We start from the raw sequence: 17,253 nt of genomic DNA on the forward strand, positions 1-17,253 counted from the left end.
TTAATAATAACCTTGTAATTGTTGGTGTGACCAAAATGCTTCCCAAAAGGAATCATTCAACTTTGCTTCAACGGGTAAATAATATAATTTATCTGAACTAAATGAATTACATTTTACAGCATCCTTTTCTGTCATTATAACTGGTAGATCGATATCATTTAAATCATGAGGTTTAAATTGATAATGATCAGGATAAGAATATGGACTAAATTTTATACCTAATTGACTTAAAGTAGAATAGAATCGTTGCGGATTACCAATTCCGGCTACAGCAGCTACTTCAGAAGTAAACGAATCGTTACTGACTTCTTCCTGAGTTGACAATCGAACTATGTTTTTAGGAATTAATTCCATAGAATAAGCACCTTCCACAACCCCTTGATTAATAATAACAAAATCAACTTGTTTTAGTCGTGAATCAGGTTCTCTTAATGGCCCAGCAGGTAGACAAAAACCATTGCCCAGTTTTCGTATCCCGTCTATTACCGCAATTTCAATTGACCGCCCCATTTTATAATGTTGCAAGCCATCATCACTGATAATAATTTCTACCGAGTGCTTGTCTAACAGGTACCTTACTGCTTCATTACGCTTTGGTGCAATAACCACTGGACAATTAATTCTTCTTGCCATCATGAGCGGCTCGTCGCCTACTAATTCAGCTGAGTCATTTAATTTTACTTCATACGGAAAATGTTTTATTGCTGCTTTGTAACCGCGACTTACAATCCCTACCTTTAATCCTTTTTGTTGTACTTTTTTAGCAATTTCAATCACTAGAGGCGTCTTGCCAGCTCCTCCAACAGTCAGGTTTCCCACTACAATAATTGGTATTGGGTACAGCTGTTGGCAGAAACGCTGTAAATACCATCGTCTGGTTCGTATAACAATTCTGTATAACCAGGAAAACGGAATCAGTATCCATTGTAAAAAATGATTACCATACCATATCCTATTTACAAAAAATGACATTAAGCTACCACTTCCTCGTTAATCCTGCCAAATTGTTGCACTTTATACAACTGAGCGTAATGACCATCCCTATCAAGTAATTCTTGATGACTGCCTTGTTCAACAATACGACCATGTTGCAATACGATAATCTTGTGAGCATGCTTAATTGTCGACAATCGATGCGCAATGATTAAAGTAGTTCTGCCTTTCATCACTTGCTCTAAAGCCGCCTGAATATAATGCTCTGATTCACTATCCAGAGCTGAAGTCGCTTCATCGAGTATTAAAATTGGAGCATCTTTCAAAATCGCCCTGGCTATCGCTATTCTTTGTCTTTGTCCACCAGACAATAACACCCCATTTTCTCCTACCCTGGTATCATAACCATCTGGTAATTGTTGAATAAACTCATCCGCATAGGCCATTTTGGCCGCAGTAATAATTTGCTCTCGGCTCGCATCAAAACGGCCATAGGCTATGTTATTAGCCAAGGTATCATTAAAAAGAGTCACGTTTTGACTAACCAAAGACATTTGCTTACGTAAACTTTCCAGGCTAAGCTGTTGAATGGGCATGCCATCTAAAGTAATCATACCTTGACTCAATTCATAAAATCGGGGTAATAAACTGGCTATGGTCGTTTTACCACTGCCTGAATGTCCAACCAGAGCAACAGATGTTCCTGCTTCAATTACAAAATTGACATCATGTAAAATATTTTGACCCTGTCGGTAAGCATGGAATACATGCTTAAACTCAATTTCACCCCGCACTTTTTCTTTTAGTATCAAGCCATTGTCTCTTTCTAAAGGCAAATCAAGCAAATTGAATACACTTTCTGCACCAGCTAACCCTCTTTGTATGGTTGCGTTAAGAGTAGTCAAAGTTTTCATAGGTTTTATTAATTGCAACATGGCTGCAATAATTGCCAAAAAAGAACCGGCACTGATAGTAATAACAGTAGATAAATGAATTGCGGCCATAATAATCATTGCAATCCCAATAGCGATTACCAATTGGACGCCTGAAACATTAATCGCCTTGCTTATGGCGACTTTCATATCATTTTTGCGTGAATACTCTGTTGCTTTATTAAATTTTGTTGTTTCATACCGTTCGCCACCAAAGATGCGAACCACTCGATAACCCTCGATTGCTTCACTGGCAATTTCTGTGACTTCACCCATGGTTTTTTGGACTTTGTGACTAATTCGCCTTACTCTTTTATTGGTATAATTAACAATGATTCCCACAAACGGAATAGTTAATAAAAACATCAAAGACAACTGCCAACAAATAACCATCATAACGGTCAGTAAACCGATTACAAGACATGTATTTTGAATAAAATCTGTTAGGGCATCCGCACTGACTTGCGCCACTTGCTCAACATCATACAGAATTTTTGAAAGAAGTTGACCTGATGTGGCTTCATCGTAATAATCCGCAGGCAAGTGAATAATATGAGAAAATACGGTCTGCCTTAATACTTTAACTACCGAGCGAGCTACCCAGGTCATACAATAACTACCTAAAGAACTGACTAACCCTCGCAGCGTAATACCTATTAAAACAATAAGCGGGATTTGTTTAACAAAATCCAGATCAATAGTAATAAAGCTTTTATCCAAAAAAAGCTTGGTCATATAGGTAAAGCCAGCATCAATGCCCGAATAAAGGATATTTGCCAATACCCCTAATAATAAAACTGGCCAAAAAGGTTTTACATAGCTTAGTAAGCGTTTGTATAACAGACGGGATTTAATAGGGAGGTTATTTTTCATTAATTTAGAAGTTAATCATGTACGCAAATGTCATGAATTGTAACTCTTATTCTGCTCAAGTGCCAATGTTCTATCATTAAGCCCCTCTATCTACTCCATAGTCAGTTTTATTCTGGTATAGGCACAACGAAATCCAGCTTTTTGCACGTTCAAATCAGAAATTGTTCCTGGTTGAGTTGTCACTGTGGCAAATGCCAAACCATACTGCTTGGCAAGATTCAGACGAGCAAACAATAACTTTTTCTGCAGGCCTTTGCCTCGATAAAGAGGTAATGTACTGGTAACACCCAAATCACAGGCATCACCATGAATTGCTATTGTGGCGCCAGCAACCAAATTACCCTGATCATAGGCAGCAAATGCTAAAACTCCCTTTGCACTGGCGTATTGATAAAATTGCTCTTGAGCCTCAAGAAAACCAAATCCAATGGCTACTCTTTTTGACCACTCTTCCAATTCAGGTTGTTTCACTTCTCTTATAGTAAAAACATCATCCTCTGAGTGAGCAACCAGATGATAATTCTTTAAATCAAGAACTGAAACATTATTTACCTCGGTTATACAGTAACCTCGTTGGCTTAAGAAATTGATTAAGTGATTACCCACAAAAGGACATAACTCAATATCAACACGAGTATGGCCTATCGATTGATAAAAATTTTCTATAGCTTCGATTTCAGCTTTATATTGGTTAGGCTCTGTTTTAAATCCCCAGCCTACTACCTGGGATAGAAATGACTCAAAACCAGAAAAACATGCTGCCCCACCATTGATTTCCAGAATTTTTCCTTGCGAGTACCGCTTTGTTACCTCAATGTGGCTCTGCTTGATACACCCTTCCATGCGAGCGGTCAATTCCTTCGTAATATACATCAATTTTCTCACCACCAGGATCAGATACCATTTAAACCCGAAACAATATCGTGAATCAATTCCGGCCCCTTATAAACCAAACCACTGTATACTTGTAGCAAAGAAGCTCCTGCATTAATCTTGTCTTTGGCAGTCTCCAAACTGTCAATGCCGCCCACTCCTACCAACGTCACATCATTTCCAACGTATTGTTTCAACAAACGCAAGCAGCGAGTAGATAGTTCTGTCAGTGGCCTGCCACTTAATCCTCCCTGTTCTTCCGAATAAGGCAAGTTTTTCACCAACTCTCGGGAGCAAGTGGTATTCGTTGCGATAATTCCTTCGATTCCGTACTGTAAAATAATTTCTGTCATTTGTTTTAATGTTTCATCGGTTTCATCTGGAGATACTTTGACCACCAAAGGCACATGACGCCCATATTGATCTGCTAACTTTAACTGTTCTTTTTGTAACTGGGCGAGTAATTCAGCAAAATACTCTCCTTGTTGTAGCTGGCGCAAATCAGGGGTGTTGGGAGATGAAATATTGATAGTAACGTATGAGGCATGCTCATACACTTTACGAAAACAATACAGATAGTCATCTGCGGCTTGACTTAAATTAGTCTCTTTATTTTTTCCAATATTTATCCCTAATACTCCTTTATATTTCGCACTTTTTACATTTTCTACCAGTACATCAACTCCCAAATTATTAAACCCCATCCTGTTGATAATCGCGTTTGCTTCTTTGATACGAAAAAGCCTTGGTTTTGGATTACCTGCTTGTGCCTTAGGTGTTACTGTCCCTAATTCAATGAATGAAAACCCCAATTTAGCCAATGCATCCAAATGTTCGCCATTTTTATCTAAACCAGCCGCTAGTCCAACTTGATGAGGGAAGACAAGACCCATAGCATGAATAGGTTGACCGGACGTTTTCCGAAAACAAAAACCAGGTAGGTAGTGTAATAAGGATAATGTTAATGAATGGGCTTTTTCTGCATCCAATCTGAAAAGTAAAGGGCGCAGTAGTGAATACATAAAATTACTCCTAAAGCAGGGAGAATCATTAATAAAAAATAATCAAGATATGATAACATTTTTTGTGATGATTTTCGTACTGACGATTACTATGAAGCGAAATAAAATTGGTTCAGATAATTTTTCATGCATCTGCCAAGGCCAATAGCAAAATTACTTCCTCATTACGATTGCAAATAGATCTGTTGCATAACCAAACTTATTCTGATGATAGGCTATTCTCCCTGTCTAAAAGAGAAAACTATAGCCGCATCTCTATTACAGTTCGTCTAATCATAACAAATTAGAATCTTAAACCACAAAAGCTGTATTCCTCTGTTGTATTAATATTTTCTGCTTTAATACCATTGTCACTCTTTGATATTTTTGAAGCCCTTGATTTTTGTTCGTTTAAATCAGAATTAGTAACTTCTACATTAGCATTCAATTTATCTTTTTTTAATCCATTTAAAATTTTTTGATGAGAAACCTGGTCTTCATACTGCTTCACCATCGAATTTCTAATTATTGGCTCAACAGGATGATCTTGTTGCTGATTATCAGATACAAAATAAGCGCCCAGAGTGGTAGCAAACACACCTGTAGCGAAGCCTCCCAATGCAAACATAAGCGTAGTAACCGCAGGTAACGCAAAAATACCGGATAATGCAATTGACAATGGAACTAAAACAATGGCAAGGGTCATTCCAAGCAGAAACACAGGAATTATAGAAAGAGAAATAACAAAATCTGTAGCAAACCATCCCAATAAAGCAGTAGATCCTGAACTAATAAACGAAGTCAAACCTAAACTACCCCAAAATTTCATGAAACCAGATTTTTCCACGGGAAGATTATTCTCATTGTGTTGGGATATAGAGTTTTCACCCTTCAAAGATTCGGAATGACATCGCAAATCATCATGACTAACCAACAACTCAGATTTATCTTTTGTTAATTCATTGATCAGGCCATTTCCATTATTGTCTTGCCCCAAGCTGAAATTATTTTTCAACCGATGTGCAAACGTTGCCGCTGCTATTCCAAGAAACAATCCTGATACAACGAGTAGTAAACCAGGTAAAACAACTGGTGAAGTCAACGCAGCCGGGGCGGCACTCATAAGGAGCATAAATCCTATGTAAAATCCCAAACTAAAGGAGTCAACGATAACAGCAGCTAATGTCATCCCCGATGCCAACCATAAGATAATTGCAGCTGATCCCATACTCAATAACACAGCAATAATGTGAGCTCTCAAGGAAGGTATAAACTCACTGTTTTTCTTATTTGATACTGCCATTTTTCCTCCCTGTATACCAGTCGCTTACTTTATGAAAAAGCCTCAATTAAACAACACATTGTTGAGCCCAAACTCTGAGCATTGCATTACCTGATTTATGCAAATGAAAAGCAGCCTCCCTAACCTCTACTCCATAATTCTCTTGTTGCAAACCTAATAAAACCGGCCCTAGAAATTGCGACGTTTTGCCTTCTCTATCAATCAATGGAAAAATTCTGACTTCTTTTGCTACTCTGGCCAACTCACGAATTGCAATCAGGTGAAAATCAACCGTTTGATCTTCAAGATCTGCAAAAAAATAATGAGAGCTCAAAGCAAAATCAAAAGTAAAATCGGCGAATGGTAAATGATAATCGGTAACACCCAGATACCTTCCATCAGCCTTACCTTGTTCGTAATCCGCAAAAAACCGCTTCATTCCTTCTTGCCTTTCCTGAAGCAATTTATCCAAACTACCATTACGGCTAAAATCAAATTGATCTTGATGCTGCCTAACCTCTTCAGCCATATTCGCAAAAATCATTTTTGCTTTGGCAAGTAGCGTATCCTTATCCAATACGAATAAAGGGTCACAGCTCACCACCTCTTTTTTATTCACTTGAGTTTGCTGGTAATTAACAGCACTAGGGCCGCAACCGTATTCCAATAGTCGTGAATCCTTTACTCCTTGGGGTAAATCAAACATCTCTCGATAGTCGTCAATTCCATGCCCCCATAATACCAGTTTTCTCATTAGAAATACTCCTCTTCTAAATCCATTTGGATTACACTTTGGCTAAAGATTAGGTGATTTTTTTACCCAGGTAAAGAATCATTTTAGCCACTGTCCTGAGTAAAAGTATTTTTGAGATAAAAATTTAAAAAGTTTGGAGAGAAAAGAACCCCTTGCGATTGAACAAATGAATATTTATCATTCAATTTTTTTCAATTTTTCGCAATAAGACATTTGTATAATATCAAATGTATCAGTAGGTTAAAAAGATTGTCTCCGAAATAAACAGGAAGGTGACAAGTACGCTTCATTTGGGTATAGTCTAGCGTATTTATCAACATAACAGGATGTCACTCATGTACACAGGCTTAGACTTTCAACTGGGCGAAACATATGACATGTTACGAGACAGTGTCAACCAATTTGCCCAAACTGAAATAGCTCCTTTAGCTGCACAAATCGATGAGAAAAACACTTTTCCTAATCATCTCTGGAGAAAGCTGGGAGAAATGGGATTGCTTGGCATCACCGTAAGTGAAGAATATGGTGGTGCCAACATGGGCTACCTCGCACATGCCATAGCAATGGAAGAAATTTCCAGAGCTTCCGCATCAGTTGGTTTAAGTTATGGCGCGCACTCTAATTTGTGCGTCAATCAAATATTTTTAAATGGAAACAATGAGCAAAAACAAAAATATTTGCCTAAACTTATAAGCGGTGAATATATTGGTGCTTTGGCAATGAGTGAGTCCAATTCAGGGTCTGATGTAGTCAGCATGCAATTACAAGCTCGTTCTGCTGGAGACAATTATATTCTCGATGGCACAAAAATGTGGATAACCAATGGTCCTGACGCCGATATTCTGGTTGTCTATGCTAAAACAGACAAGCAGGCTGGAAGCAAAGGAATTACCGCTTTTATTATCGAAAAAGGAATGCCCGGGTTTAAAACAGCACAAAAACTGGACAAGCTTGGGATGCGTGGGTCAAACACATGTGAATTGGTATTTGATCAATGTGAAGTTCCCTCTGAAAATGTTCTGGGAGTAGTAAATCAAGGGGTCAAGGTACTAATGAGTGGCTTGGATTATGAACGTACGATTCTTGCTGCCGGACCAGTTGGAATTATGCAAGCTTGTATGGATGTTGTATTACCCTATGTCCATGAACGCAAACAATTCAATCAGGCGATAGGCGAGTTTCAATTTATTCAAGGCAAACTGGCTGATATGTACACTGACTTGAATGCTTGCAGAGCTTATTTGTATGCCGTTGCCAAGGCTTGTGACAGCGATAGGGTTAGTCGTAAGGATGCTGCAGGAGTTATTTTATATACTGCAGAAAAAGCAACACAAATGGCTTTACAGTCAATACAGATTCTTGGAGGAAATGGTTATATTAATGAATATCCTACGGGACGTTTATTAAGAGATGCCAAGTTGTATGAAATTGGGGCAGGCACTTCTGAAATACGAAGGATGCTAATTGGTCGTGAACTTTTTAAAGAAACAGCATAAGGAATGAGACAATGGAACATAATGATGTCGTGATAGTCGCAGCAAAAAGAACACCAATGGGAGCTATGCTAGGCAATTTATCTGCACTTTCCTCTCCAGAGTTAGGGGCAGTAGCACATATGGCAGCGTTGTCTCAATCTGGTATCGCTCCAGCAGAAATCGATGAGGTGATCAGTGGTTGTGTATTACAAGCAGGTATTGGTCAAGCCCCCGCCAGACAAGCGGCAATTAAAGCAGGCATACCTAATTCGGCAGGAGCCACGACTATTAATAAAATGTGTGGTTCAGGCATGAAAGCTGCGATGCTTGCACACGATTTAATTAAAGCAGGTACAGCTAATGTAGTTTTGGCTAGCGGTATGGAAAGTATGAGCAATGCCCCCTATTTATTATCCAAGGCACGAGCAGGATATAGATTGGGACATGGTGAACTGAAAGATCATATGTTCCTTGATGGATTAGAAGATGCCTATGATAAAGGACAACTAATGGGTTGTTTCGCTGAAACTACAGCAAAACACTTTAATTTCAGCCGAGAACAGCAGGACGAATTTGCCTTACGCTCAATGACCAGAGCGCTAAAAGCAATAGAGAGTGGCGCCTTTCAGGATGAAATCGCTCCCGTCACCTTAACTACCCGCAAAGGAGATATCACAGTTGATGTCGATGAGGGGCCTGATGCAGCCAAACTTGCCAAAATACCCCAGCTAAAACCAGCATTCCAAGCTGATGGTACAGTTACAGCAGCCAATTCAAGTTCTATTTCAGATGGCGCGGCCAGCCTAATTTTAATGAGTGCCTCAAATGCAGAAAAACGTGGCCTAAAACCATTGGCAAAAATCATCGCACATGCAAGCCATTCCCAAGCTCCACAATGGTTCACAACCGCTCCTGTTGATGCAATCCGTAAGGTAATGAACAAAGCATCCTGGAGACAAGATGATGTGGATCTTTTTGAAATTAATGAAGCGTTTGCAGTGGTGGCGATGGCTGCGATTACTCAACTTGAATTGAACCCGGAACAAGTCAATATACATGGAGGGGCTTGCGCTTTAGGACATCCCATTGGTGCTTCGGGAGCTCGAATTCTAGTTACTTTAATGCATGCTTTAAAACACCAGGGTAAAAAGCGCGGAATAGCTTCTTTATGTATAGGCGGCGGTGAAGCTACAGCTATGGCAATTGAGCTAATTTAACAGTTAAAAAAACCTGGGTAAAAATTTTATTTTTACCCAGGTTTTTTATATTAAAACTGGTTGCAATTTTTATTTGCGGCCAGATAATGTTTTACCTATCAAAACCAACTTGGTTATAACAATAATAAAGGATGTACATGCTAAGACATAGTCTCATTTACCTTCTGCTAAGTATTCTTATTGTAGTATTTGCAAAATATGCCCATCTTATCGTAGTTTACATCGATATGTTTTTCACTTATGTTAATTTAAAATTAACACCTATATTCAGCCAAACAGGTTGGGGACTGATTATCAGGAAAATTCTAGTCCTTATGTTATTACCAATAATCATTGCAGGAATCCCAGCGCTAATTTACCGGGTACTCAAAGGAAAAGACATGCCCCATTTTATTGCGATTGTCTGGATAATATGGACCATTATAGTCTTGAGTGATATTTTGATTCGGTAAGGATAAAAAATGACTAAGTTAACTACTCAAATCAACACCGGCAGCCAGGAATTCAAAAATAATCAGGCGAATATGCAAGCATTGATTACTGATTTAAGAGAAAAAATACATCAAATCGCACTGGGTGGAGATGAAAAAGCGCGAACTAAACATCAACAACAAGGCAAATTACTTCCGAGAGAACGCTTACACCAGTTGCTGGATCCAGGTAGTCCTTTTCTTGAGCTATCTCAACTTGCTGCCTACCAAGTCTATGAAGACACAATACCCGCTGCAGGAATAATCACTGGAATTGGACGAGTTGCAGGAAGCGAATGTGTCATTGTGGTCAATGATGCTACTGTTAAGGGTGGAACATATTATCCTTTGACCGTAAAAAAGCACTTGAGAGCACAAGAAATTGCATTAACAAACCATCTTCCATGCATCTATCTGGTGGATTCAGGAGGTGCCTTTCTACCCCTACAAGATCAGGTCTTTGCTGATAAAGAACACTTCGGCCGCGTTTTTTATAATCAGGCGCAAATGTCGGCATTAAATATTCCTCAAATAGCTGTGGTTATGGGATCTTGTACAGCAGGAGGAGCCTATGTTCCCGCCATGGCCGATGAATCTATTATGGTTAGGAATCAGGCAACAATATTCCTTGGAGGACCTCCTCTCGTTAAAGCAGCAACAGGAGAAGTAATCAGCGCAGAAGAATTAGGAGGAGCCGAAGTTCACTGTCGTCATTCAGGAGTCTCTGATCATTATGCGGAAAATGACGCTCACGCGCTTCATTTAGCGCGAGTTGCCATTAGCAATTTAAATCGTAAAAAACCAGACTCCATTCATAGAGTAGATACAGTTCCTCCTCTTTATGACAGCGAAGATCTTACTGGAATCATTCCCACTGATCCTAGAAAGCCTTTTGATATCAGAGAAATTATTGCTCGAGTGGTAGATGGTTCAGAATTTGATGAATTCAAAGCACTTTTTGGAACAACCCTGGTTTGCGGTTTTGCTCGCCTGTATGGATATCCTATAGGGATTATTGCTAATAATGGCATACTTTTCAGTGAAAGCGCGCTAAAAGGCAGCCATTTCATAGAACTGTGCTGTCAACGTAAAATACCGCTTGTATTCCTGCAAAATATTACAGGATTTATGGTTGGTTCCAAATACGAAGCGTCAGGTATTGCCAAACATGGAGCCAAAATGGTGACCGCAGTTGCCAATGCTAATGTACCAAAATTTACCATCATTGTTGGCGGAAGTTTTGGAGCAGGTAATTATGCCATGTGTGGTCGGGCATATGCCCCTCGTTTTATCTGGTCCTGGCCTAATGCACGCATCTCAGTAATGGGTGGGGAACAAGCAGCGAATGTTCTAGCACAAATTACTAGAGAGAAATATGCAAAACAAGGCAAAGAATGGTCACTCGAAGAAGAAGAGCAGTTTAAAACTCAAATGAGAAATCAGTATGAAACTCAAGGAAATCCTTACTATGCCAGTGCCAGGCTTTGGGATGATGGAGTCATCGCGCCTCAGGATACACGCAAAATACTCGGACTTGGATTATCCGCGGCCTTAAATGCTCCGATTGAAGATACTCACTTCGGTGTATTTCGCATGTAAAAGGAAAGGAGCAATGGCATGAGTGATTTATTATACGAAATTCAAGATAAAGTAGGCTTACTTACTATGAATCGGATTAGCAAACATAATGCATTCGATAACCAACTGCTGGCTGAAATGAAAACACAACTTGATTCCGCAATAAATGATACTAACGTTCGCGTCATAGTACTTAAAGCGAATGGAAAGCATTTTTCAGCTGGCGCTGATTTGACCTGGATGCAAAGCATGGCTAACTTTACTGAAGAAGAAAACCTGGAAGACAGCATGGTGTTAGGTAATTTGATGTATAGTCTCAGTAAAAGCCCCAAACCCACTATCGCCATGGTTCAGGGTGCCGCTTTTGGTGGAGGAGCTGGATTAGCTGCAGCATGTGATATAGCCATTGCGTCTACTTCAGCACGCTTTTGTTTTTCTGAAGTGAAGTTAGGTCTTATTCCAGCAGTAATTAGTCCCTATGTAGTCAGCGCAATAGGTGAACGAGCAGCGAAAATGTTATTCATGAGTGCTGAAGTTATTGACGCCACACGCGCATACTCCCTTAATTTGGTACAGCACTGTGTCCCTGATGACACCTTGCTGGAGTTTACTCTCCAATACGCTTCACAAATCAGTAACAATGCGCCAGAAGCGGTTAAAAACTCAAAACAACTAGCACAGTACGTTGCTAATAAAAAAATAGATGAAGAACTAGTTCGCTACACTGCTTCTCTGATTGCTCATAAAAGAGTGTCTGATGAAGGGCAGGAAGGGCTTAAAGCATTTCTCAATAAAGAAATACCCAACTGGAATAAAGGTTCTGGACATGTTTAATAAAATATTAATTGCTAACCGAGGCGAAATAGCCTGTCGAATCATTAAAACAGCGCACTCTATGGGCATTCAGGCTGTTGCAGTTTATTCCGCGGCAGATAGAAATAGCCTTCATGTGCGATTAGCCGATAGCGCCTGTTATATCGGAGAGGCGCCAGCTAAAGAAAGTTATCTGAATATTGACCATATTATTCAGGCAGCAAAAGAAAGCGGAGCACAAGCTATTCATCCTGGCTATGGTTTTTTATCTGAAAATCCTGATTTTGCCAAAGCCTGTGAACAAGCAGGCATTGTTTTCATTGGCCCATCCATTAAAGCGATGGAAGCAATGGCATCCAAACAATTAGCTAAACAACTTCTTGAAAAAACGAAAGTCCCACTTACACCGGGCTATCATGGCGTTGAACAGTCTGAAGAAAAATTGCTGAGCGAAGCTAAAAAAATTGGATTTCCAGTGCTGATTAAAGCCGCTAATGGCGGTGGTGGAAAAGGAATGCGAGCAGTACATGATGAAAAAGAATTTCATGACGCATTGGCAGGAGCCAAAAGAGAATCTATGGCATCCTTTGCGGATGATACTATGATAATTGAACGATTAGTTCTTAATCCTCGTCATGTTGAAGTACAGATCATGGCGGACAATCATGGAAATGTTGTACATTTGTTTGAAAGAGATTGTTCAATTCAGCGTAGGCATCAAAAAATTATTGAGGAAGCCCCTGCCCCCAATTTACCACCTTTTCTTCGACAAAGACTGGCGGAAGCAGCTTGTGAAGTAGCTCGCTCCATCAACTACAGAGGTGCTGGAACAGTGGAGTTTTTGGTAGATGGTGAGGACAAATTCTACTTCATGGAAATGAATACAAGACTTCAAGTAGAACATCCTGTCACGGAAATGATTACAGGGCTCGATCTTGTCGCATGGCAAATTAAAGTTGCTGCGAATGAAACATTGCCTTTTCTGCAAAATCAAATTCAAGCTGAAGGCCATGCAATCGAGTGCCGTATATATGCCGAAGATCCTTATCAGGGTTTTATACCTTCCATTGGTCAACTTCAATTCTTAAAAGAGCCTTCGGGTGATGGTATACGTATTGATACAGGTGTTACTTTGTTTTCAGAAATAACAAGGTATTATGATCCCATGATTGCCAAGCTGATTGCCTGGGGACATAATCGTGAAGAAGCATTACAACGGTTGGAGCGCAGCCTGGCTCACTATGACATTGGTGGGGTAAAAACAAATATACCGTTTCTAAGAGCCATTTGCCAACATGTAAAATTCAAAGATGCAAAATTAAGTACTGATTTTTTAGAGAAAGAAAACATAAGTCTGCCTAAGCCTGATAATGAATTGACTTTATTCTTGGCTATAAGTTGTGATTATCTGGGTATGGTTAATCATACTACAGATCCATTATTACAGGAGACATTTGCCTGGCAAATGCATCTTTTAAGTCATTGGGTATTGCGTTATCAACTGAACTCCACGATGATTGAAGTTCAGATTACACCTATAGATAATAAGAAATTTAAAGCAAAAATCGATAATAAGGAAATAGTTATTCACGCCAGATATGATTTGGGCGAGCTTATTATTGAGATCAATCAAAAATCAATAAAAGCCAGAGTAGAAAACAAGGACCATCATTTGATCTTTTATACTGACAAAGGTCAACTTTCAATAGAACGCTTCTATTGGAGTAAACTGGATGCTCAAACTTCTGCCCATAAAGGCCAATTAACAGCACCAATGCCTGCCACTGTCGTTGCTATTTTAAAAAATATTGGTGAACAGGTAAAAGCTGGTGAAAGCTTAATTGTACTTGAGGCGATGAAAATGGAACACACCATTCATGCTCCAATCGATGGCATATTATCAGATATTTTTTATTCTGTAGGTTCTCAAGTGAATGAGGGAGCAGAATTGTTAGCACTCAGCGAATCGGATGCTTAAGAGAATATTTATGGACTATCCCCAGCATGTGACAATAATCGAAGTAGGTCCCAGAGATGGTTTACAAAATGAACCATCTTTTCTCCACAGTGATAAAAAAATTGAATTAATCAATTTACTCAGTCAGACAGGGTTGAAAGAGATAGAAGTTACCAGTTTTGTTTCTGCAAAAGCAATTCCCCAGCTAGCTGACAATGAAGAAGTATTTCAATCTATTAATAAAGCACCCTCCATCAACTACTCTGCCCTGGTTCCAAACGAACGTGGAATGCTTAAAGCTCTTGAAATGGGAGTGCAAAATATCGCAGTATTCACTGCAGCCAGTGAATTATTTAATCAACGTAACATTAATTGTTCTATTAAGGAAAGTATAGAGCGGTTTAAACCTGTTTTAGCATTAGCAAAAACCAATCAAATTAGAGTGAGAGGCTATATCTCCTGTGTATTAGGCTGCCCCTATGAGGGATATATACAACCGAGTCAGGTTGTTAGCGTCATTAAAATGCTTCTTGATCTGGGCGTACACGAAATTTCGTTAGGAGATACTATTGGCGTAGGAACTCCCAAGCAAACTCGGTTGCTTCTTGATGCCATACTACCCATACTTCCCATCACACAATTAGCCATGCATTTTCATGATACTTATGGACAAGCCGTAGCAAACATTTATGCCTCCCTGGAGTATGGAGTTAATCGCTTTGACAGCTCAGTTGCGGGTCTTGGAGGTTGTCCATATGCTCGAGGAGCCAGTGGCAATGTTGCAACAGAAGATGTACTTTACCTGATGCATGGATTGGGTATTGATACAGGTATAGATATATTCAAAATTGTTGCTGCCGGAGATATGATTTGTAAAGCATTAGGACGAAAAAATCAATCTAAAGTAGCTAATGCTATGCTAGCCAATCCATGTAATTAGAAAGTTCATCATTATTAGCGTTGATAGGTACTAAAAATCGGAAACTTAAAGAGAAGCACCCAGTTTTGTGCTAGCCTATACTTATAAATAAATTACTGATGAAGTTTTCCAGTGTACACCCATCATTAAAAACAGAACTATGAGAGAAATTTTCATGAACGATAAAGTATGGACACCTAAAAACCCTGAACAAACAAGAATGTGGCAATTTATGGATTTTGCCGCAAAAAAGCATTGTCAAGTTTTTGAAAATTACCAGGACTTACATACCTGGTCAGTAAAGCATCCTGAGTCATTCTGGGAAACTCTTTGCCTTTTCTTTAAATTGAACTTTGATACACCGCCTCACCAAATTCTGAATTATTATTCTGAAATGATTGAAGCACGCTGGTTTTCAGGAGCTCGATTCAATTTTGCTCAAAAATTATTAACCCGCAGAGATAATCACCCTGCTCTAATAAGCCTTGATGAAAATGACTGCAAAAGTGTAATTAGCTATGCTGAGTTATACGAAAAAGTAGCTCAATGTGCTGCTGGTCTTAAAGCAGTTGGTGTCACCACTGGCGACCGGGTGGCCGCAGTGATGCCTAATACTTCCTATACAATCATTGCCATGCTGGCAACAACTTCTTTAGGAGCAATTTGGTCATCCTGCTCACCTGACTTTGGTACCCAGGCTGCGCTTGATCGGATAGGACAAATTGAACCTAAAGTACTCTTTATTTGTGATGGTCATCAATATCAAGGTAAGAAACACAGCAGCTCAGAAAAGGTTATACAACTTCCTGCTGCGATTACCTCTCTAAGACATGTAGTTATTTGTCCGAATATTAATGAAGAAATTAATCTTGAGCAACTACCCTACGCCTCGTATTGGGATGATTTTATAAAACCGGCAAAAGAATGTGATTTCATCTCTCTTCCATTTGATCATCCGGTTTATATTTTATTTTCTTCGGGAACAACGGGTAAGCCTAAATGTATCGTGCATGGAGCAGGTGGAACTTTAATCCAGCATCTGAAAGAATTAGGTCTCCATTCAGATATTAAATCCACAGATAATTTATGTTTTTATACAACGTGTGGCTGGATGATGTGGAACTGGACTGTTTCTGCTTTGGCATTGGGAGCTACTATCACTCTATATGAAGGTTCTCCAACCTACCCAACAGATAATAGAATGTTTCGACTGATAGATGAAGAAAAAGTCACAGTATTTGGAACCAGTGCCAAATTCATATCTGCTATAGAAAAAGCCGGGGTAAAACCAAAAAGTGAATTTCAATTATCTGAGTTACGCTGCGTCTTGTCTACTGGCTCCCCACTTCTACCTAAAAACTATGATTTCGTCTATGAACATATTAAAAAAGATCTGCAATTAAGCTCTATTTCAGGAGGAACGGATATCATTTCTTGCTTTGCATTGGGAAATCCTCTTCTCCCGGTTTATCGGGGTGAATTACAATGCATTGGATTGGGTATGGAAGTTGCGGTGTACGATGAAGAAGGTCATTCAATCAAACAAAAACGTGGTGAGTTGGTTTGTACCAAACCCTTCCCTTCCATGCCAGTCTGTTTTTGGAATGATAAGGATAAAAAAGCATATACACATGCTTATTTTGAACGCTTCCCCGGGGTATGGGCACATGGCGATTTTGCTGAAATAACTGCTCATAATGGATTAATTATCCATGGTCGTTCTGATGCAATATTAAATCCGGGAGGAGTGCGCATAGGAACAGCTGAAATTTACAGACAAGTTGAAAAAATAGATGATGTTGTTGATAGCATAGTGATTGGCCAAGATTGGCAGGATGATGTACGAGTTGTGTTATTCGTTAAATTGCGTGAGGGAAAAAAGCTGGACGACGAATTAATCAATCTCATTAAAACAACCATTAGAAAAAATGCGTCACCTCGACATGTACCAGCAAAAATACTGGAAGTTCCAGACATTCCCAAAACCCTTAGCGGAAAAATAGTGGAGCTCGCTGTTAGGCAAGTCGTTCATGGCCAACAAGTAAGTAATTTACAGTCTTTGGCAAACCCACAAGCATTAGAATATTTTAAAGACAGGGAAGAATTGAAAAGTTAAAATAGCATGAAAATCACCATTTTCAGCTCCAATCCACATTAAAAATCATCTCGTATCTGT

Annotated in this window: 14 protein-coding genes; 8 read left to right on the forward strand and 6 right to left on the reverse strand. The window is 39.3% G+C overall.

The window, feature by feature from the left end:
- The 6 genes from lpxK to OQJ02_RS08600 form a co-directional block, all read right to left on the reverse strand.
- On the reverse strand, window positions 1–972 hold the full coding sequence (gene lpxK / locus OQJ02_RS08575) for a tetraacyldisaccharide 4'-kinase (protein WP_265718780.1): 972 nt from the start codon (window positions 970–972) through the stop codon (window positions 1–3).
- Window positions 972–2,738: a lipid A export permease/ATP-binding protein MsbA gene (gene msbA, locus OQJ02_RS08580; RefSeq protein ID WP_265718781.1), complete on the reverse strand. Its 1,767-nt coding sequence runs from the start codon at window positions 2,736–2,738 to the stop codon at window positions 972–974. The genes lpxK and msbA overlap by 1 nt, the downstream gene beginning before the upstream one ends.
- Window positions 2,739–2,828: 90 nt before the next feature.
- Window positions 2,829–3,611 (reverse strand): GNAT family N-acetyltransferase, encoded by a 783-nt coding sequence (locus OQJ02_RS08585; RefSeq protein WP_265718782.1) that lies wholly within the window; start codon window positions 3,609–3,611, stop codon window positions 2,829–2,831.
- A gap of 20 nt (window positions 3,612–3,631) precedes the next feature.
- Window positions 3,632–4,633, reverse strand: coding sequence for a quinone-dependent dihydroorotate dehydrogenase (locus OQJ02_RS08590; protein WP_265718783.1), 1,002 nt, complete (start codon window positions 4,631–4,633; stop codon window positions 3,632–3,634).
- Window positions 4,634–4,916: 283 nt separating this feature from the next.
- Window positions 4,917–5,915 carry a hypothetical protein gene (locus OQJ02_RS08595; RefSeq protein ID WP_265718784.1) on the reverse strand — a complete coding sequence of 333 codons (999 nt, stop codon included), beginning with the start codon at window positions 5,913–5,915 and terminating at the stop codon, window positions 4,917–4,919.
- A 46-nt stretch (window positions 5,916–5,961) separates the two neighbouring features.
- Complete coding sequence (locus OQJ02_RS08600) at window positions 5,962–6,648, reverse strand: hypothetical protein (RefSeq protein ID WP_265718785.1); 687 nt, start codon at window positions 6,646–6,648, stop codon at window positions 5,962–5,964.
- Window positions 6,649–6,983: 335 nt separating this feature from the next.
- Between OQJ02_RS08600 and OQJ02_RS08605 the strand changes: the two genes are divergently transcribed.
- The 8 genes from OQJ02_RS08605 (at window position 6,984) to OQJ02_RS08640 (ending at window position 17,193) form a co-directional block, all read left to right on the forward strand.
- A complete protein-coding gene (locus OQJ02_RS08605; RefSeq protein WP_265718786.1) occupies window positions 6,984–8,144 on the forward strand; it encodes an isovaleryl-CoA dehydrogenase in 1,161 nt (386 codons plus the stop codon).
- 11 nt (window positions 8,145–8,155) lie between these two features.
- Window positions 8,156–9,340 (forward strand): acetyl-CoA C-acyltransferase, encoded by a 1,185-nt coding sequence (locus OQJ02_RS08610; protein ID WP_265718787.1) that lies wholly within the window; start codon window positions 8,156–8,158, stop codon window positions 9,338–9,340.
- A gap of 137 nt (window positions 9,341–9,477) precedes the next feature.
- Entirely contained in the window at window positions 9,478–9,792 is a 315-nt protein-coding gene (locus OQJ02_RS08615; RefSeq protein WP_265718788.1) for a hypothetical protein, read from the forward strand.
- Window positions 9,793–9,801: 9 nt separating this feature from the next.
- Window positions 9,802–11,409, forward strand: coding sequence for a carboxyl transferase domain-containing protein (locus OQJ02_RS08620; protein WP_265718789.1), 1,608 nt, complete (start codon window positions 9,802–9,804; stop codon window positions 11,407–11,409).
- An 18-nt stretch (window positions 11,410–11,427) separates the two neighbouring features.
- Window positions 11,428–12,222, forward strand: coding sequence for an enoyl-CoA hydratase-related protein (locus tag OQJ02_RS08625; RefSeq protein ID WP_265718790.1), 795 nt, complete (start codon window positions 11,428–11,430; stop codon window positions 12,220–12,222).
- Complete coding sequence (locus OQJ02_RS08630; protein WP_265718791.1) at window positions 12,215–14,179, forward strand: acetyl/propionyl/methylcrotonyl-CoA carboxylase subunit alpha; 1,965 nt, start codon at window positions 12,215–12,217, stop codon at window positions 14,177–14,179. Before OQJ02_RS08625 ends, OQJ02_RS08630 begins: the two co-directional genes overlap by 8 nt.
- Before the next feature lie 10 nt (window positions 14,180–14,189).
- Entirely contained in the window at window positions 14,190–15,098 is a 909-nt protein-coding gene (locus tag OQJ02_RS08635) for a hydroxymethylglutaryl-CoA lyase (RefSeq protein WP_265718792.1), read from the forward strand.
- Window positions 15,099–15,252: 154 nt separating this feature from the next.
- The gene (locus OQJ02_RS08640; protein WP_265718793.1) at window positions 15,253–17,193 is read left to right on the forward strand and encodes an acetoacetate--CoA ligase; all 1,941 of its coding nucleotides are present in this window, start codon (window positions 15,253–15,255) and stop codon (window positions 17,191–17,193) included.
- The last annotated feature ends 60 nt before the right edge of the window (window positions 17,194–17,253 follow it).

Origin of the sequence: Legionella sp. PATHC032 (assembly GCF_026191185.1) — a bacterium.
Taxonomy (GTDB): Bacteria; Pseudomonadota; Gammaproteobacteria; order Legionellales; family Legionellaceae; genus Legionella.

What these genes read in the sequence shown, in the direction of transcription:
- lpxK (WP_265718780.1), bottom strand. Translation starts at nt 972, where the DNA reads ATGTCATTTTTTGTAAATAGGATATGGTATGGTAATCATTTTTTACAA.
- OQJ02_RS08585 (WP_265718782.1), bottom strand. Translation starts at nt 3,611, where the DNA reads ATGTATATTACGAAGGAATTGACCGCTCGCATGGAAGGGTGTATCAAG.
- msbA (WP_265718781.1), bottom strand. Translation starts at nt 2,738, where the DNA reads ATGAAAAATAACCTCCCTATTAAATCCCGTCTGTTATACAAACGCTTA.
- OQJ02_RS08605 (WP_265718786.1), top strand. Translation starts at nt 6,984, where the DNA reads ATGTACACAGGCTTAGACTTTCAACTGGGCGAAACATATGACATGTTA.
- OQJ02_RS08600 (WP_265718785.1), bottom strand. Translation starts at nt 6,648, where the DNA reads ATGAGAAAACTGGTATTATGGGGGCATGGAATTGACGACTATCGAGAG.
- OQJ02_RS08630 (WP_265718791.1), top strand. Translation starts at nt 12,215, where the DNA reads ATGTTTAATAAAATATTAATTGCTAACCGAGGCGAAATAGCCTGTCGA.
- OQJ02_RS08640 (WP_265718793.1), top strand. Translation starts at nt 15,253, where the DNA reads ATGAACGATAAAGTATGGACACCTAAAAACCCTGAACAAACAAGAATG.
- OQJ02_RS08595 (WP_265718784.1), bottom strand. Translation starts at nt 5,915, where the DNA reads ATGGCAGTATCAAATAAGAAAAACAGTGAGTTTATACCTTCCTTGAGA.
- OQJ02_RS08625 (WP_265718790.1), top strand. Translation starts at nt 11,428, where the DNA reads ATGAGTGATTTATTATACGAAATTCAAGATAAAGTAGGCTTACTTACT.
- OQJ02_RS08620 (WP_265718789.1), top strand. Translation starts at nt 9,802, where the DNA reads ATGACTAAGTTAACTACTCAAATCAACACCGGCAGCCAGGAATTCAAA.
- OQJ02_RS08590 (WP_265718783.1), bottom strand. Translation starts at nt 4,633, where the DNA reads ATGTATTCACTACTGCGCCCTTTACTTTTCAGATTGGATGCAGAAAAA.
- OQJ02_RS08610 (WP_265718787.1), top strand. Translation starts at nt 8,156, where the DNA reads ATGGAACATAATGATGTCGTGATAGTCGCAGCAAAAAGAACACCAATG.
- OQJ02_RS08615 (WP_265718788.1), top strand. Translation starts at nt 9,478, where the DNA reads ATGCTAAGACATAGTCTCATTTACCTTCTGCTAAGTATTCTTATTGTA.
- OQJ02_RS08635 (WP_265718792.1), top strand. Translation starts at nt 14,190, where the DNA reads ATGGACTATCCCCAGCATGTGACAATAATCGAAGTAGGTCCCAGAGAT.